At 64.1% G+C, this 15,437-nt stretch carries 15 protein-coding genes; all 15 read right to left on the bottom strand.

Annotated elements, in window-relative coordinates; all coding sequences use genetic code 11:
• Positions 1-112: 112 nt before the first annotated feature.
• From HFL01S_RS22100 to HFL01S_RS22030, 15 genes are read right to left on the bottom strand one after another with little or no spacing between them, the layout of a single operon-like run.
• A complete protein-coding gene (locus HFL01S_RS22100) occupies positions 113-1,393 on the bottom strand; it encodes a DUF1173 domain-containing protein (protein ID WP_066262855.1) in 1,281 nt (426 codons plus the stop codon).
• A 9-nt stretch (positions 1,394-1,402) separates the two neighbouring features.
• Positions 1,403-2,500, bottom strand: a complete 1,098-nt coding sequence (locus HFL01S_RS22095) for an LPD7 domain-containing protein (protein WP_066262852.1) — start codon at positions 2,498-2,500, stop codon at positions 1,403-1,405.
• Positions 2,501-2,538: 38 nt separating this feature from the next.
• Positions 2,539-3,183 carry an OmpA family protein gene (locus HFL01S_RS22090; protein ID WP_066262850.1) on the bottom strand — a complete coding sequence of 215 codons (645 nt, stop codon included), beginning with the start codon at positions 3,181-3,183 and terminating at the stop codon, positions 2,539-2,541.
• A complete protein-coding gene (locus tag HFL01S_RS22085; RefSeq protein ID WP_066262847.1) occupies positions 3,180-5,219 on the bottom strand; it encodes a type IV secretory system conjugative DNA transfer family protein in 2,040 nt (679 codons plus the stop codon). Before HFL01S_RS22085 ends, HFL01S_RS22090 begins: the two co-directional genes overlap by 4 nt.
• The gene (gene virB11 / locus HFL01S_RS22080) at positions 5,216-6,358 is read right to left on the bottom strand and encodes a P-type DNA transfer ATPase VirB11 (protein ID WP_066262844.1); all 1,143 of its coding nucleotides are present in this window, start codon (positions 6,356-6,358) and stop codon (positions 5,216-5,218) included. The genes HFL01S_RS22085 and virB11 overlap by 4 nt, the downstream gene beginning before the upstream one ends.
• A gap of 5 nt (positions 6,359-6,363) precedes the next feature.
• The gene (gene virB10, locus HFL01S_RS22075; protein ID WP_066262837.1) at positions 6,364-7,701 is read right to left on the bottom strand and encodes a type IV secretion system protein VirB10; all 1,338 of its coding nucleotides are present in this window, start codon (positions 7,699-7,701) and stop codon (positions 6,364-6,366) included.
• A complete protein-coding gene (locus HFL01S_RS22070) occupies positions 7,698-8,612 on the bottom strand; it encodes a TrbG/VirB9 family P-type conjugative transfer protein (protein WP_066262834.1) in 915 nt (304 codons plus the stop codon). Before HFL01S_RS22070 ends, virB10 begins: the two co-directional genes overlap by 4 nt.
• A complete protein-coding gene (locus HFL01S_RS22065; RefSeq protein WP_066262832.1) occupies positions 8,609-9,379 on the bottom strand; it encodes a VirB8 family type IV secretion system protein in 771 nt (256 codons plus the stop codon). Before HFL01S_RS22065 ends, HFL01S_RS22070 begins: the two co-directional genes overlap by 4 nt.
• A 44-nt stretch (positions 9,380-9,423) precedes the next feature.
• Positions 9,424-10,119 carry a TrbJ/VirB5 family protein gene (locus tag HFL01S_RS22060; RefSeq protein WP_066262829.1) on the bottom strand — a complete coding sequence of 232 codons (696 nt, stop codon included), beginning with the start codon at positions 10,117-10,119 and terminating at the stop codon, positions 9,424-9,426.
• Positions 10,120-10,145: 26 nt separating this feature from the next.
• A complete protein-coding gene (locus HFL01S_RS22055; RefSeq protein ID WP_066262827.1) occupies positions 10,146-11,180 on the bottom strand; it encodes a TrbL/VirB6 family protein in 1,035 nt (344 codons plus the stop codon).
• A 15-nt stretch (positions 11,181-11,195) separates the two neighbouring features.
• The gene (locus HFL01S_RS22050) at positions 11,196-11,603 is read right to left on the bottom strand and encodes a hypothetical protein (RefSeq protein WP_066262825.1); all 408 of its coding nucleotides are present in this window, start codon (positions 11,601-11,603) and stop codon (positions 11,196-11,198) included.
• Positions 11,600-14,101: a VirB4 family type IV secretion/conjugal transfer ATPase gene (locus HFL01S_RS22045; protein ID WP_281179942.1), complete on the bottom strand. Its 2,502-nt coding sequence runs from the start codon at positions 14,099-14,101 to the stop codon at positions 11,600-11,602. The genes HFL01S_RS22050 and HFL01S_RS22045 overlap by 4 nt, the downstream gene beginning before the upstream one ends.
• Positions 14,094-14,426 (bottom strand): VirB3 family type IV secretion system protein, encoded by a 333-nt coding sequence (locus HFL01S_RS22040; protein WP_066262902.1) that lies wholly within the window; start codon positions 14,424-14,426, stop codon positions 14,094-14,096. Before HFL01S_RS22040 ends, HFL01S_RS22045 begins: the two co-directional genes overlap by 8 nt.
• An 18-nt stretch (positions 14,427-14,444) precedes the next feature.
• The gene (locus HFL01S_RS22035; RefSeq protein ID WP_066262818.1) at positions 14,445-14,735 is read right to left on the bottom strand and encodes a TrbC/VirB2 family protein; all 291 of its coding nucleotides are present in this window, start codon (positions 14,733-14,735) and stop codon (positions 14,445-14,447) included.
• Positions 14,732-15,241 carry a lytic transglycosylase domain-containing protein gene (locus HFL01S_RS22030; protein ID WP_066262816.1) on the bottom strand — a complete coding sequence of 170 codons (510 nt, stop codon included), beginning with the start codon at positions 15,239-15,241 and terminating at the stop codon, positions 14,732-14,734. The genes HFL01S_RS22035 and HFL01S_RS22030 overlap by 4 nt, the downstream gene beginning before the upstream one ends.
• Positions 15,242-15,437: the final 196 nt, after the last annotated feature.

Raw genomic sequence — 15,437 nt, 5'->3', positions numbered from 1 at the left:
TCTTTTTAAAATAAGCTATTTACGGCCTGTTGGTATTTTTCATATCTGGAAAATTCCTGGTATCGGAAGTGGAAGAGGCCTTGTCCGGAAGCTGAAGGGCCGGCGCTGGGGCTCACTCTGCACCGATCGGCTCGGGCAAGGCCGACGGCAGGGCCTTGAACTGGCGCGGCGGTAGCGCGGGCATGTCGCTGAAGGCTGGGCTCCACCGCCAGGCAGGGGCACTCGGGTCCGGCGTTGGCACGGGCTGATCGGCCGGCAAGCGCGCATCTCCGCTGTGTTCGCGGTCGATGAACAAGGGGCAGGGCATCGCGCCGCAGTCCAGCAAGCTGGCACACACCAGCGTTTGATCGCTTTGCATGTTGTACCGCAGGCCTTTGACAAAGCTGCGCCCCTGCCGAACCAGTGCCTCGACCAGTTGCCGGTCCCAGCTGTCGTCCACCGGCAGCCACTGGCTGGTGGTGAGCATCACAGACATTTCCGCGATGCACGGTGTACCTGCTTCGTCCACCCGGATGGTGGCGACCATGAGCAGGTGCAGGTTGGGCTCCGCGCCCCAGAGGGTGAGTTCGCGTTCAAAGCTTCTGCCTAGGCGCCGGTAGAGCGCATCGTCCAGTGCAAACGCCAGGTCTGGGAGGTGTTTGATGACCGCTCTGTGCCCGTAGCGAGTGGGCGCGATTTCCTTGACCTCGGCCAACATGAGCAGCAGGGGCTGGGGTTGGCCCAGTCTGGGGGCTGCGCGGGCCCACAAACGCTGTCGGCGAGTCTGGATGGCGTCGCGCTGTTCCACTGAAAACACTTCCGGGATGTAGAGGCTGGCCAGCAGGGGCTGACCATGGGTGGTTTTGTTTTCTGCCGCCTGCAGCAGATGTCGCCGCACGGTGGCCCAGTAGCGCCGGCCGGCGAAACTGGGCTTCCATTGGGTGAGTTCGGCCTGGTCCCACAGGTAGTGGAGCAGGGCGCGCAAACCGAGCTTCTGACCCTGTGAGGCCACGCTGCTGCTGGCGCTGCCCGCCGCCGGTTGCACGTGTCGACCGGGCAGCTTGGTCATGGGAAAGTCCAGCCTGAGCGCCGTGACGCCCGTGACCGGGTTTTCAACGATGGCGGAGCCTACCAGCGGGCCGAGGCCTGAAAAGTCGGCCGGTGGCTCGTAAGACGGGCAATCGGTGGCGTGTTGCCAGCCGGTGTTGGGCATGCGCTTGATGACACAGCCATCGCTCAGCCGGGCGACATACATCTCAATGCCTGAAGCGCCTGGCCGGCACAGGCAGCGCGGACGCAGGTGGTGGGCGTGGGCGTGGGCTTTGGCGATGGCTTCGGGGAAGTCGGGCATGGTCCGATCCCAGCGCTGGCCGCCGATTTCGTAGGCGGGTATCGGTACGGGCGGGGTGTCCACAGCGCTTCCTCAACGCGCAGGAGCCGCCCGTTCGCGGGTGCGTTGTTGCTCCTGCGTTGGCGCGACGGCGGGCCGTTGTGAGGGCGCGTTCTTGTCGTAGAGCTTGACCTTGGGGATCTGACCTTCGCGGATGCGTTGGGCGAGCTTCTGTTCTGCCGCTGCCAAGATGGCTTCGCGCCGCTTCTCTGGGACGCGGTTGGCCACGAGGATGGCCTCGATGGCGGCGAGCACGGTCTTGCGCCCGCCACTGCCCCGTCCTGCAGGTTTGTCGGCAACGCCGTTCCCGTGGGCTGCACCGGCGTCGCGAGCGGGTTCGATGCGGTTGGTCTGTCGCAGCTCGCGCTCCACCTTGAGGCGCTCCTGGTCGGCGAGGTTGGGCTCGAAGCCCAGAGTTTTCACGCCACGCGCGGCCGCTTCCAGCCAGACCATCCGCCGGAAGTCTTCGTTGCCAGTCACCCGCAGAGACTGCCAGTTACGTGCTTCGGCAACATCGACCATGGAGCGCGCCACCGATGGGCTGTTGGTGTCAGTGGCCAGCCGGAAGGTGGATTCGGTGAAGGCGACGCGAGAGGTGTCACCCCGGAAGCGGTATTCGGTCAGGCCGATGCTCAGGTCGCCCACCGTGAAGGGGGCGCGCTTGATGATGTAGCGGTCGGTCAGCGCGGCCTCCAGTCGGGCGACAAGCGCTTCGCGCTCAGCTTGGGCGTCCAGTCGGGCAGACGCCTGAGAAGGTGCTGCTTCTGGTGCAGCTATTTCCGGTTGAGGGTTTGATGAAGGGCGTTGTGGCTCGCGCGGTTCTTCCCGCTGCCATTGCCCATCGACCTTGTGAACGAACGACTTCTGGCCCCTGGCGTCCAGCGCCACAAAGCGGTTGGCGCCAAGCTGATCGGCTTTGGCCGTGATGTCTTGGTAGCGGTAGCTGCGGTAGGTGAGGTCGGCAAAGGGGTCGCGCAGTTCGTACCGTTCGCCCGGTTCTGGTTCGGGTGTCTGGAAGGTTCGGATGGCAACCTGGGCTCTGTCGGCGGGCTCCACCGTGCCACCACCAGACGCAGGGGCATCCGATGCGGACCGATCCGCGCGACGGGAGGGAGCGGCTTTCTCTTCCATGGGGTTCTCCTTCGGTGGTGGTTTCAGATCGCCACAGGTCAGGGTTGAAGCGTTGCCGAGGGTTGTGTGGACGTGGGGAGGGCGCGGTACACCTCGATCTCCACCCGCCGATTGAGGTGGCGGCCCTGTCGGTTGCGGTTGTCGGCCATGTGGTCACCGCTGGGTTGGTGGGTGGCGCGTATGCGCGTGGGGTCCACCCCGGCAGCAATCAGGTAGTCGCGCACGGCGTTGGCCCTGGCCTGGGCAATGCGGCTCTCGGCAGATGAGTCGCTGAGGCCGTCGGTGCGCCCCCGCAGAAGCACGAGCGGAGCGGCCTTGGATTCGTCCACCAGGGCGGCAGCCTCGGTCGTTGGAATCGACACACGGCTGCTGTTGAAGGCGAAGTGAACGGTGTGCACGCGGTTGGCCATCGCCTTTTCTTGCATCGACGCCAGCAGCTGTTGCCGTGCGGCCATATGAGCGAGCGTTGCCGCTGTGGTCTCGGCAAGGCGGCTGGACTCGTTGGCCAGGATGCGTGTGTTCTGCAGATCGTTCTTGCAGACCTGCAACTCCACGGCCGTCTGGGCGTTGGCTGGTCGCTTTTGAGACTCGTCCACGGTGGGTGGTTTGGGGGGCGAACTGCAGGCGCTCAGTAGGAAGCTCAGCGAGGCGATCAAGGCAATGCGGGCGAGGCGTGTGTTCATGGACTTTCTCCCAAGGTTTCAAGGCGCAAGGGTTCCACCATGGTTGCAACTTCCTGGGTGGAGGGAGCGGGATCACTGGCTTCTTCGTCGGCGGGTTCGATGGTTCCGCCATCCGCCTCTGGCGCTGCGAACTGACAGAAGAAGTCGATGCATGTTTGAGCTGCTTCTGCTGCAGAACCTTCCAACTTGTCTTTGAGGACGGTCGTGTCGTGTGCCAGCTCTTCGACGTGCAACTCCTTTTTTTCTGGAGGGAGTTCGTCGTCGGCCACGCGCCAGCGCTGCTGGGCTTTGGCCAGATGCAGGTCCATGTCCATGGGCTTCACTTCCGGCGCGGACATCAGGCGCGCCGTAAAGGCCTTGTCTTGGAAGTAGCGGATCTTTTCGCCGAGGATCGGTTTGCAGTTCTCGAAGATCACCACCAGCCGCTCGCGCCCCAACTCCTTGAACTCCTGCGGCAGCAGCAGGGCGCGGCGTTGCTCGCTTTCGTTGCGGCTGACGGTGCTGTGACCGTGTCCGCTGAAAGAACGACTGCGCCCGCGCGAGGTCGCGCGTTCGGTGAAGTGGCCAAGCATGGCGCTGTATTCGTCGGCGTCGCGCTGTTCGCGCGGGGCGAAGAGGATCTGCAGGCCGTGGTTGGTGGCGAAGGTGCGGGCTTCTTTGTCGCCGTAGACCGCGTCCAGCTGCGACATGGCTTGCACCACCGTGAGCAGGCGCAGGTTGTAGCCAGCCAGGAAGGCTGCTGAGTGGGTGATGACGCCCACGCGGCCCATGGCGGTGAACTCGTCATTGACCAGCAGGCATTGAAACCGGAGGCTGGGATCTTGTTCGGGCAGGTGCTGGGTGTTGAGGCTGACCAGCTGGGAGAAGAAAAGGTTCAGCAAGGGGCGGGCATTGGCCAGCCGGTGGGGCGGAATGCGCACATAGACCGACATGCGCTGGCGCCGCAGGTCTTCGAGCCGAAAGTCGTCGGCGCTGGTGGCGGCATCGACCACCGCATCGGCAAAGATGGTAAGCGGCGCGTGGAAGGTGGCGACCACGCTGGACAGCGTGTTCTCGGAATTGCTCAGCAAACGCTGTAGCGCATCGACGCATTCGTCGGTGAGCGGATTGCCTTGATCACGGCGCTGGGCGATCTGACTGCCCAGGTGGTCTTTCAGTGGCTGGCCTTTGCCAGAAGACTGGCGCAACAGCTCACCTACTGTGCGGGGCAGCTCGGGGGTTTCCAGCAGCAACAGGCCCAGGCCCAGAAACAGGTTGCGTGCCTGGTCGTTGAAGAAGGCTTCGGACGAGGTGCCACTGCCGTCGTTGGGGAAGAAGACCTGGCCGATACCCAGCAGATCGCCCACCCGGTGCAGCGGGCTGGTACGAACCGCCGTCAGCGGGTTCCAGCGGTGGCTGCGGGCCTGTTCGTCGAACGGCGAGAAGGCGTACACCGCCTGGCCGTGGGCGGCGCGGTAGCCCGCCGTGATGGCGTGGTTTTCACCTTTGATGTCGAGCACGACAACGGAGTCGGGCCAGTTGAGCAGGTTGGGAATCACCACGCCCACACCCTTGCCGCTTCGGGTGGGGGCAGACAACATCACGGATAACTGGCCGGGCAAGGCGAGGTACCGGCCTTTGAATCGCCCGATGAGGATGCTTGGCGTGTCAGGGTGTTTGGACGAATCGACAAGCCCAGCGCGGGCCACTTCGCCAGCCGAGGCGAAACGCGCGTCGCCGTGCAAGGCGCGGCGTGGCCGGGCCGCTGCGATCAGAGCGCCGGGCAGGATGACCAGCAAGCCCGCAGCGGACAGGGTCATGGAGGTGAACAGGCGCTGGCGCAAAACAGCATCTTCGGAATAGAGTTGCCAGTAGCTGGTGATGCTGCTCCAACGGGCCTGCCTGGGGTCTGCCTTGCTGAGCATCAGAAACAACACCCCCGAGACGTAGACCGCCGCACAGAGCAGGGCAGTGGCCACGACCGCTGCAAAGGCGCCCGCGGCAACCCGTCGGCCCACGGACCAGGCGGTGAAGGGCAAGGCCAACGCCTGACTCATGATGGCAACTCTTCGCTCGCTGCCGCGCCGGGCTCCTGCAGGGTGCAGACGCGCAGTGGGTTGTGGCCGACGGCGTGGTGTCTGCGCCGGGGTTCATAGGCGACATCGGCGATGAATCGGCCCCGTTCGTCCCGGTCGAACTGCACGATGACATCGATCACGATGCGCAGCAGGCCTTTGATCTCGTCCATGCGCAGGCCGCCACCCGCGCCACTTTCGCGGATCATCAGCGACATCTGTTCCAGCGCCAGATCGCAGCTGCCGGCGTGCACGCTGGTGATGCTGCCCGGGTGGCCCGAGGCGGCCAGCCGGATGAACGAGAAGCACTCTTCACCGCGCAGCTCGGCCAGAAAGATTCGGTCGGGCTTCATGCGCAGGCAGGCTTCGAGCAGCGACTTGGCGGTGACCCGGGCCGTACCCTGGGCGTCCTTGCTGTAGAACAGGTGAACCGCGTTGGGGTGGTTGGGCAAGGTCAGTTCGGCCGTGTCCTGGATGGTGATCAGGCGCTCGTGTTTCGGCACCTCTTCGACCAGCCCTTTCATGAAGGTGGTCTTGCCCGAGCCGGTTTTTCCGCTGACCACGATGGTGCGGTGGTGCCGCACGGCCAGACGCATGAAGTCGGCGTATCGGCCAGCGGCTTTCAAGGCCAGCAGCTCGCGCTCAAAGGGCTGCAGGCCGTCGTTCCGCTCCGGGTTCGGTGCGGCGGCTTTTTCGCCTACGCGGCCGAACAAGCCGTCTTGTTCGAAGTCACTCAACCTGAGCACCACATTCGACGGCTTGCGGATGGTGATGGACACGGTGCCGCGTGGCACAGCGGGCGGTATGGCGAACTGGATGCGCTCGCCGGTGGGCAGCGTGGCCGACAGCAGCGGGCGTTCCTGGTTGATCTGCTGGTCGCAGTAGGTAGCCAGAGCCGTGGCCAGGGAGAGGCAACGCTCCTGCGTCATGGCCGGTGCGTTGACCGCTTGCCAACCGTTCACGGTTTCCACCTGCAGCTCGCCAGGGCGGTTCAAGCAAACCTCCAGCACGCCTGGAGCGTCCAGCTGTTCGCGCAGCGGGCGCAGGAACTCAACCACCGAGGTGGCGTCGCCGCACCAGCCGTCGAGCGGGTCTTCTTCAATGCCGGGCAGGGTGTTCATCGCTTTCACCTTTCCCGCGGCTGGAGTTCGTAGACCGAGGAAAAGTCCACGTCGCGGGCGACGTAGATGCCGACGATGCCGCCCTGGTTCTGGTACAGCAGGGGCGGGATGTTGATCGTGCTGTCGAGCACCTTCTCGGCCAGCTTGCTGGTGTTGTCGGTGGTGGATGGCAGGACGATGGTGTCGGCCTGCTGGTCTTGGGTCTGGTTCTGGATCACCAGCTTGACCGAGTCGTCGATCAGCGAGAGCAGCATGGCGGCGCCGATGCGTTCACCCCAGCGGTTGTCCACGTAACCATCAATCCCGGACTCGCCGAGCTGGCCGGTGCCTGGCGACTCGATGTCCACCGTGACGCCATGGGGTGTTCGCACCCGGGTCCACAACACCGGTATGCGGACCATGCCGGGGCGGACCGACGAGATGCGGTATTCACCGTCCAGGTGCGAGCCGCGTTCGATCAGCAGCACTCGACCGTTGTCGCCGTACACGTTGCGCTGGACCTGGCAGCCCACCAGGCCTGAGGTGGCGCTGATCACCCTGGTTTTGAGGGCGCAGGTGAAGGCCGTGCCCTTGGGCAGCGTGAGGTTGCGGTCGCCCAGCGTGCTGGCCGCGACCTTGGGGGTGGCGGAGCCTTGCAGTTGACCGCCGAACAGGCCCGCAGAAGGCGCAGGCAAAACCGCGCCCGATGATGTGCCTGCCATTGAGCCCAGGGCGCCGAGGTTGGCTGTGTCGCCACCCTGGCCATTGGTCATGGCTGTGCTCTGGGTCAGGTTGTCGAGCAGGCCCTGCAGTTGTCTCTGGTAGGCCTGCAGGTTGCGGCTGGTGTTGGCCACTGGATCGTCCGGGTCGGCCGAGGCTTGGCCTGGATCCGTTCCGTTGGGCATGCCCGCCGATCCGGAGTGCCCGCCAGGGCGAGAGGACACGATCAGCACAGGGGCATCGTCGGCCGATAGGCCTTTTGGCGCCGCAGGCCCGCTGCCGCGTACGCCAATGGGCTCCGCCGCCTCAGTGGTTGGCAGCAAAGCGGGCACACGCGGCGCGGGTGGAGCCGTCATGTCCAGTGCTCGTGTCCCGGCGCTGGCGGCGGAGGGCTTGTCCCGCACCAGCTTGGCGTCTTCGTCCGTTGCAGTCCCACTGGTGAAGGTGCGATTGATGGCGAAGCCCGCAAAAAGCACCAGGGTCAGCACCATCATGCCGAGCCCCAGCGCGCCCTTGCGCGACCAGTTGACGCTGCGTGCCGCCGTCACCTGGGGGATGCCAGGCTCTCCCGGCAGGGGGGTGATGGTGTTGCCGTCCGAAGGCTCGGAAGTCGACGGGTTGTGGGCGTTGGCTTGATCGTTCATGGCCTGACTCCGGTGGGGCGGTTGTCGAGAGAGGCGTTGGCAGCCTTGAGCACCCGCTGCACACCCGGAACGGTGGTCGCACCTTCTGCCGGGGTGCCATCCAGATCAAAGGCCTCGTTCCAGATGCCCACGACCGCGTTGCCCGCTCGCAGCATCAGTTGCCGGCTGACGCGGTCCACCACCAGCAGGTCGTCTTCCATCCGGGCATTGACCAGGGTTTCACTGCCATAGCCGAGCACATGAAAGACCGCTGGGACTTCGCGGTTGCCCGGGAAGCGCAGGTAGGTGAATCGCCCGTCGTCGTAGATCAGGGTTGGCACGATGTCTTGCGAGCCCGCACCTTCGGCCAGCGAATACTGGGTGTTCATCACCGTGTGACTGGCCTGCAATCGTTCAGCCACCACCTGTTGGGGCGTCGGCTGGTATGGCAAAGGGGGCAGGGTGGCGAGTGCTGCGAGGTCTTTCGTTGACAGGCCCGAGGCGGGCTTGGGTTGTGCCGGCGCCTTGACGGTCAAGCGGTAGACCGGCTGTTGCCGATCGCCGTCGGGCAGGACCACGAAGCGCAGCGCATGCGTGCGACGGTCCGTGACCACGGCCAGGTTGTTGGGCGCATCCGCACCGGATTTGGCTTTGACGAAGAGGTTGCGGCCCCCTGGCTGAGCGGCCACGCACCAGACGGCATCGGCCTTGCTGCAATCGCCGCCTTGGCCTGCGGCCACTTCGGTGATCACTTCGTCTTGGGCGAGCACCACCAGGGTCACCATGCCCCGTTTGACGGGGACGGTCACCACTGCCGTTGGGTCGTAGACCACGTCGCGCAGGCGCGGGTCTGCCGATTTCTGATTCGATTGAGCGAACAGGCTCGAAGCCATGGCGCAGGTACCCAGCAACGTCAAGACAGTGCGCTTCATGGCCGTGCTCCCGCTGCCTGGGTGTTGATCTCCGGGTCAGACCGGTAGGCGGTGACCACGAAGCCGAAGGGGTTCTCCAGCCGGTCGGCTTCTTTGGCGAGGACCTTGGGCTGGTACTGGTAGACGATGCTGGCCACGTGGCGGGTCGTGACGTCTGGCAGGTTGCGGTCGGTCAGACGGACCGCTTTGTCGTAGGTGACCGTAGCGTCACTCAGGTTGCCGCTTCGTCCGGAAGCCCGCAGGCGCACCCCCACGATGTTGATGCGCCATTCCTCAGCGGCGCCGATCTTCTTCTGCAGCGCGCCGTCGCCCTCGAACTGCCGGTTGTATTCGGCGAAGACACCCGGCACGGCCATGCGTGCCACCTGGTCAAAGTCGCGTTGCAAGAACATCCAGCTGTAGCTTTCACGCGCCCGCACGAAGGCCGCCAGGTTGTGCTTGTCCAGCGCCTCCATGGCGGGGATGGTTTCTTCGCTCAGGCGCTGCTGGATGGTGGTTTCGCCAGTGACGCGGTCCACCACGATGGGGATCTCCACCACGCGGCGCAGCGGTCCCTGCACGAACACGGCAGCGATACCGATCAGGCCCAGAATCAACCCGGCCACCGCCACCCGCCAGGCCCGGCGCTCCGAGCGTTCGAGCATCAGCGCGCGGTCGATTTCCCAGTCGCGGTTCGCGTTGAAGGGCGGCGATTCGCCCTCGTTCGACGGTTCAGGGGGCCGTTTTGGCCATGCAGCGGCTTTACCTGACAACAGGATGGCACTCATGGGATTCTCCGGTGGTTCTGGTTAGCGGCGGGAATCAGCCAGGGTTACGGCAAAAAGTCCGCTACCTTGCCGGTGCGGCCCAGCATCTGAAGCTGCCGTTCGCGCTCGCGAGATCGGGCAATGCGCTCTTCGCTGTCGGCCATGCCTTGCAGCATCTGCACCTGTGACACCTCGTGTGCGAGCAGGGCGTTTTCAGCGCCGATGCGGGCCTGGATTTCCTGCACCGACTTCTGGTCGGTGGTCGCGTTGATCTGGGTCATCAACGACTGGATCTGCGTGAGTCGGCCCGCTGCGGTCTGCATGGCGTCTTGCAGCAGCCCTTTTTGTTGATAGGGCTGCGCCAGAGCGGCCTGGCACTGGGTGCGGGCGTCGCCTGTGAGGTCCATGCAGTTGTAGATCATGCTCACGTCGCGCAGGACCTTGGCCGTGGCGTTGAGCCCGCTGTAGCCCGAGGTGTTCACCGCGTTGAGGTAGGTGAAGGCCTCGGCTGGGATGTAGTTCTTCAACAGCGGGTTGTTGAACACGTCGCCCAGGTTCCGGATGCCGTTGATGCTCTCGATCTGGGTTTGCAGCTGTCGAATCTGCTGAATCTGGTTGTTGATTTTGGTGATGTCGTTGATGACCTGCTGGACGGTCTGAACCAGGTTGGCCACGTCGATCACGGGGATGCCGGTGGCTCGGGCCTGGGTGGCGCCCAGAGCAATGAGGACGGCAGCGGCAACTTTGAGGCGGGTGTGCATGGTGAACTCCTTGGTGGGTGGGGTGGTCAGGACCGGCCGCGTTGGGCGGCGAGTTTGTAAGCGGCAGAGCGGGCCGCGCCGTAGCCCCTGCGGGCCATGGACTCGGCGGCGTGTGGAAGACCTGTGCCCGCGCGGATGACGCCGCCAGCGCTTGCGGCGGCACTGGCACTCCGAGCGGACGAGGCAGACCGCATGCCCGAAACCATCATGGCGTTCTGGATCATCTGTATGCCTTGCTGGATGGCAGCGCCGCCAGTAAGGGCCGACGCCAAGCTGGGCGCCTGGAAACAGATGATGGCCATGAGCACCATGACGACGCAGTACTTCAGGCTTTCCCCAACGACGTTGAACGTCGAGCCCTGGAAGCCGCCGTTGACCTGGACGGTCTGCACAATCGCATCGCCCATGAACGCACTGATGCCCAGGGCAAAGAAGGCGAACCAGGTCAGTACGACGGCGTTCAGCACCATCGACAACCAGCTGTCGAAAAAGCGTGCGGTGGGGCGCCAGGCCAGGCACAAGACAAAAAGCGGGCCCACCGCGATCACGAACGTCAGGAAGAGCTTGGCCAGCGTGACGACAAAGAGGGCGATGCAAAGAAAGACGACATTTCCGATGGAGCAGACCACGGCAGCGAAGAGCAGGTCCAGACGCATGATTCCCGCGTCCTTCAGCAGATCGAGCACCAGTTGGCTGGCGCCGTCATTGAACCGGTCCAACAGTGCGTACGGAGAGGAGATCGTGGTGGGGTCTGCGGCTGCCGGTAGAAACGTGGTGGCCACCCCCGTAGCCAACGCATTGGCGGTGTCGGCGACGTTCGCGATGTAAAAAGCCGATTGCAGAGCTAACGCCAGCACCAGGCCGATCTTGAATACCTTCCAGAGAAAGGTGGGCACCGTCTCTGGAACCTCATTGCGCAGAACGGCCCACCCATACAGCGCCACCCAGATCGTCATCGCCGTCAGTGCGATCGGAGCGATCCCGGTCATGAGCGAACTCACAACGCCGAGCACGTAGGTGCTCAAGACCGCATCGAACTGTGAGCCGACCCAGGCAAACATGGGATTTCTCCTCGGCTATTGAACAGCGCTGACAGGGAGACTTTTCAGGCTGATGCACTTCCCCGAAATGTCGGGCTGCGCGCACTGCATCCACTGGCCTTTGACTTTCACGATCCACGCGCGGGACCGCTTTTCCACGCCGTAGGTAGAGGGCCTGCAGGTCGTGGGTCGCGCAAAGACTTCGGTGCACTCGACCACACCCGAATCGCTCTCCAGCATCTTCCAGCCACCTCCTGCACAGCCCGGCTTGTTGGCTGGGCATGGCGAGCCCAAGGCCACCGACGGGAGTGGCGGAACCTCCACCTTCTTGGTGCCATCGGCCATGACACGGACGGCCTCATTGCCTTGGACGAACTGGGCCGAGGCGGAGCTGGTGGTCAGCGCCAAAGCGATCAGCGCAAACCATTGAGCGTTCGGTTTCATGGGGTTCTCCTTGAAGTACGGGATTTGCGATCCTGAACCTCGCGCAGCAGCTCGGGAAGCCACAGAAACGGATCGTTACCGTACAGTTCACGAACGGTGTCGAGCAGGGCCACGTTGTCGGTGGTGGCCGAAAGCACGGTGATGAAATCGTCCATCCCGCTGAGGTCCAGCTCGCAGATGGCGCTGCTGTGGCCTTGTTTCACGAGGAAGCGGCGCCCGCCTTGCGCGCCGAGGCTGCGCACAATGCCGAATTCAGCCTCGCTGAGGCCAAAACCTTCGACGTATTCCTCGCGTACCGCTTCCGGGTTGGCCAGGAAGATCTTGGTCACGCTTTGTTCGACCATGGTCCGCCCGATGGGGTGGCGCAGCACATCGGACGGGCTCTGTGTGTCGAAAATGCCAAGGCCGTTTTGCTTGCGGATGGTCTTCTGCTTCTGTTTGGCGAAGTCGCTGAAGATCTCGTGGTCCAGCGCTTTCCAGAACTCCGAGATCACGTAGATCAGGCGTTCGCCGTTGACCAACTCTTCCATCACCTGCAGCAGGTAGAGCATGACCGGCGTCCGCACTTCGGGCAGGTCCAGAAACTCCGTGGTGTCGAAGGCAATCACCGATGCCGCGTCCAGGTCCGCCAACCGGTCGTTGGCTTGGTCGAACACCCAGCCCAGGGCACCACCTTCGCACCAGCGCCCGAGTCGCTCGTACAGGCTGTTTTCGCCCGACTTCGGCAGGTTCTGGCGCACCGTCGAGAAGCGGCGCAGAGCGGTTGGCATGGTGGCCACCGTCTTGACGGCGTCGGCAATCGCCCGCTCATCGGCCGGCAGCAAGGGCAGGGCGGGCGTGGCAATGCAGATGCGGATCAGCTGTTCCCAGAATTGGATACGCGCTGGTGTCGGGTCGCGCTGCAGCGGGTTCAGGTGTGTGGGCTTGCCCGCTTCGAGGGTGAAGTAGCGGCCGTTTAATGCACGTATGGCGATCTCGCAGCCTCGGTCCAGATCGAACAGCACCAGGCGTGGCGCTGGGTTCCACTTGCGGGTGAGCGTGAGCAGGAACATCTCCAGCGTGGTCTTACCGACGCCGGTGGAGCCGATGATGATGGTGTTGCCCGGCAGCTTCTTGTCGGCCGAGTCTTCGCCTTCCGGGCTGCTGTGCAGGTTCAGGTAGAAGGGCTGGCCCGATGGGGTGCGCAGCAAGGCCAGCGCTTCTCCCCAGGGGTTGCCGTCCCGCTTGCCTCGGGCAAAGTTATGACCGCTGGCCAGGGCTGCGAAGGCGCGGGACGACAGCTTGGCATCGCGCGGGCGCCACTGCCAGTTGCCGGGCATCTGGGCAAACCAGGCTGCGTCGGCCACCAGATCCACCGGCGACATCTGCAGGCTGGACGCTTCGCCCACTGCCCCAATCGCCTGTGCGGCCCGTCGCCCGGCATCGGCCAGACTGTCTTCGCCGGGCTGACCGAACACCACCAGGCTGTAGTGGTACTCGCCCATGCAGAACTGACCGTCGCCCAGTTCGTTGAGCGCTGCGTCCATGTCGGCGATCTGGCTGGCCACCACGTCGTCGCTGGCGATCAGCTGATCGCGTTGCAGCTCCAGCGCTCGCATGGCTTCGCGCCGAGGCAGTATTGAAAAACTCTGGGTTTCGATGAACTCGCTGTCTTCATACAGCAGCGAGTTCAGGATGCCAGGCTCCACCGCATCGGCGTATTCCTTGATGTCCACCAGGGCCGCGCAACGGCGCTGTTCCCCATGGCGCAGCTCCAGCTTGTCGCCACCGAAGGACAGGCGGGTGGTGGGCAAGGTTCGGTACAGCGGACCTGCCGCAAGGGGCACCGGCCTCCAGCTGCCGTTGACCAGGTAGCCCAGAAACTCCGCCAGTTCGGAATACTGCCTCGCACCTTGCATGCGCGCTCCCAGCAGTTGAGGGCCAAAGCCGCGCAGCACCCGGTGTACGAACGCGGTGCGTTCCTCCATCACGCGCAAGGCTTCGGCATGCGCTGCGGCAATGGCGGTCTTTGAACGCTGGGTCGATTGCAGCGCCCGGCTGAGGCGTGAGGCATTGGGCCGGTAGACCAGCGTCAGGTACAGCTCGTTGCTCATCATGGCGTGGTTGCCCAGCCTCGCCTGGTACGCCTGTGACAGGTCGCGTGCAAAGCCTGCCTGGGGCGGATCTTCCAGTTGATCCTGGATCTTCCGGTGCAGCCGGTGGGTCCACACGGCCCATTGGCCGCCCGCCAGATTGCGCAACAGGCTGCACAGGGCCTCATGCCGCTCTGCGATGAGGTGTTCATCAGCGCATTCAAAGGCCACGCCGTCTAGGCGCCACACGCGCATGAAGTCGCCCCCACGCGTGATCACGTCGTGCTCGCTGACCAGTGAGGAGAAAGGCACAAAGCAAGTGAGCGGGTTCTCCTTCAGCGCCTGTGCCCAGTGGCGCGGCTGTGGCTGCCCTGCAGCAGGTCGCCCGGGGCGACGATGGGCTGCTCCACCCGATCGGTCAAACATGCCAAACATCGGAGCCTCCCCGGTAGAGCGTGGGTGAGTAGCTGCGCGCGCGCCAGAAACGTCGGTTGCGGTCGTGCAGCTTCAGCTTGAGAGCCACAAAAATCTGCCGGAACCGCTGGTCATCACGGGCCGTCAACCAGCGCATCCAGAGCAACACTGGTGCGATGGAAAGGACCACACCCAGCGCAAGCCACCAGCTCACCAGAATGCCGCCCCACATGATCAGCAACATGCCGGTGCCAAACAGGATCACCAGCGGCACCAGCGGGATGCCCAGCTTCATGGCCGGGCGCGTGGCGCCCTTGTAGATGGCTTCGGCTTGCATGATCTGCACCTTCAGCCGTCAGCTGACGATGTAGCTGGCGAAGGCAGCCGCCCCGCCCACCAGCGTGCCGCCAATCAGCACATTGGCCACGTCGGCCAAGCGAGCGCCCTGGAAAATCATCTTGAAGCCTGCCCAGATGATCGCGATGGTCACCACCGCAATCGATATCGTCACCAGGATGGTGTTGACGTTGGTGACTGTGGTGTTGATCTTGTCGAAGCCCTGCGCCCAGCCCTTGGAGGCTGCAGCCAACAGCAGCAGGGCGGTTGCGGTGTGGGGCTGGGAAACGAAGAAACGAAAGCGGTTCATGACGGCTCCTTCACGGGGTTGGGTTGGCTGACGGGGAGAGGGTTGCGCGCAGCGGCGACCACCTTGCGCACGTAGCCATGGCGAAAGCCGGTGCTGAAGTTGCCGCTGTAGTAGCAGGAGAGGGCAGCGCGCAGGGCTGCCTGCTCTGTTGATGCCCGAGACGACTTGCGTCGCGCCCGCTCAAAACACTCGCTCAACACCGCCTGCATGGCGGCCAGGTTGGAGCAAGGTTCGAAGGCCGATTCCAACGACAGGCCCAGGCGCTGGAAGTTGCCCAGGTTGATCTGCCCGAGGCCCACGCTGAAGTTGCGGCCGGCGGCCTGCAGAGCCAGTGCGGTGGCCAGTGCCTCGGTGCGGTGGCGGGGTTGGCGTTGCAGCGAACCGCCCACGACGCCGATGGCCCAGGGGTTGAAGGCGCTTTCGACACTGACCAAAGCATGCGCAGTGGTTGTGTGCACCTGCGGCGCGCAGGCCAGTGCGAGGGCTAGGAATGTGGACGCGTCCATGGTGGCGGTCCTCAGCCTCTGGCTTCAATGAAGCGCCTACACAGCGTATCGACGAGCGATGGATGGTCCATGGTCAAGTCCTTTGTTTCGACGTTGTTCTTGAAGCGGCATTTCTTGCCGGATCTTTGAACACCGTGAGGTCAATGTAGGACTTGAAACCCCCTGCGCCGCTGCTGGATTTGGGCTGTTTTCCAGC

Source organism: Hydrogenophaga flava NBRC 102514, from assembly GCF_001571145.1.
In the GTDB taxonomy this organism is placed as follows: Bacteria; Pseudomonadota; Gammaproteobacteria; order Burkholderiales; family Burkholderiaceae_C; genus Hydrogenophaga; species Hydrogenophaga flava.
Note: the sequence above shows the minus strand (reverse complement) of the source record. Positions and strands in the feature narration are given on the sequence as shown.

Coding starts and splice junctions, on each gene's coding strand:
- HFL01S_RS22050 (WP_066262825.1), bottom strand. CDS start 11,603: ATGAAACCGAACGCTCAATGGTTTGCGCTGATCGCTTTGGCGCTGACC.
- HFL01S_RS22030 (WP_066262816.1), bottom strand. CDS start 15,241: ATGGACGCGTCCACATTCCTAGCCCTCGCACTGGCCTGCGCGCCGCAG.
- HFL01S_RS22090 (WP_066262850.1), bottom strand. CDS start 3,183: ATGAACACACGCCTCGCCCGCATTGCCTTGATCGCCTCGCTGAGCTTC.
- HFL01S_RS22035 (WP_066262818.1), bottom strand. CDS start 14,735: ATGAACCGCTTTCGTTTCTTCGTTTCCCAGCCCCACACCGCAACCGCC.
- HFL01S_RS22070 (WP_066262834.1), bottom strand. CDS start 8,612: ATGAAGCGCACTGTCTTGACGTTGCTGGGTACCTGCGCCATGGCTTCG.
- HFL01S_RS22040 (WP_066262902.1), bottom strand. CDS start 14,426: ATGCAAGCCGAAGCCATCTACAAGGGCGCCACGCGCCCGGCCATGAAG.
- HFL01S_RS22095 (WP_066262852.1), bottom strand. CDS start 2,500: ATGGAAGAGAAAGCCGCTCCCTCCCGTCGCGCGGATCGGTCCGCATCG.
- HFL01S_RS22085 (WP_066262847.1), bottom strand. CDS start 5,219: ATGAGTCAGGCGTTGGCCTTGCCCTTCACCGCCTGGTCCGTGGGCCGA.
- HFL01S_RS22060 (WP_066262829.1), bottom strand. CDS start 10,119: ATGCACACCCGCCTCAAAGTTGCCGCTGCCGTCCTCATTGCTCTGGGC.
- HFL01S_RS22045 (WP_281179942.1), bottom strand. CDS start 14,101: ATGTTTGACCGATCGGGTGGAGCAGCCCATCGTCGCCCCGGGCGACCT.
- HFL01S_RS22055 (WP_066262827.1), bottom strand. CDS start 11,180: ATGTTTGCCTGGGTCGGCTCACAGTTCGATGCGGTCTTGAGCACCTAC.
- virB10 (WP_066262837.1), bottom strand. CDS start 7,701: ATGAACGATCAAGCCAACGCCCACAACCCGTCGACTTCCGAGCCTTCG.
- HFL01S_RS22065 (WP_066262832.1), bottom strand. CDS start 9,379: ATGAGTGCCATCCTGTTGTCAGGTAAAGCCGCTGCATGGCCAAAACGG.
- virB11 (WP_066262844.1), bottom strand. CDS start 6,358: ATGAACACCCTGCCCGGCATTGAAGAAGACCCGCTCGACGGCTGGTGC.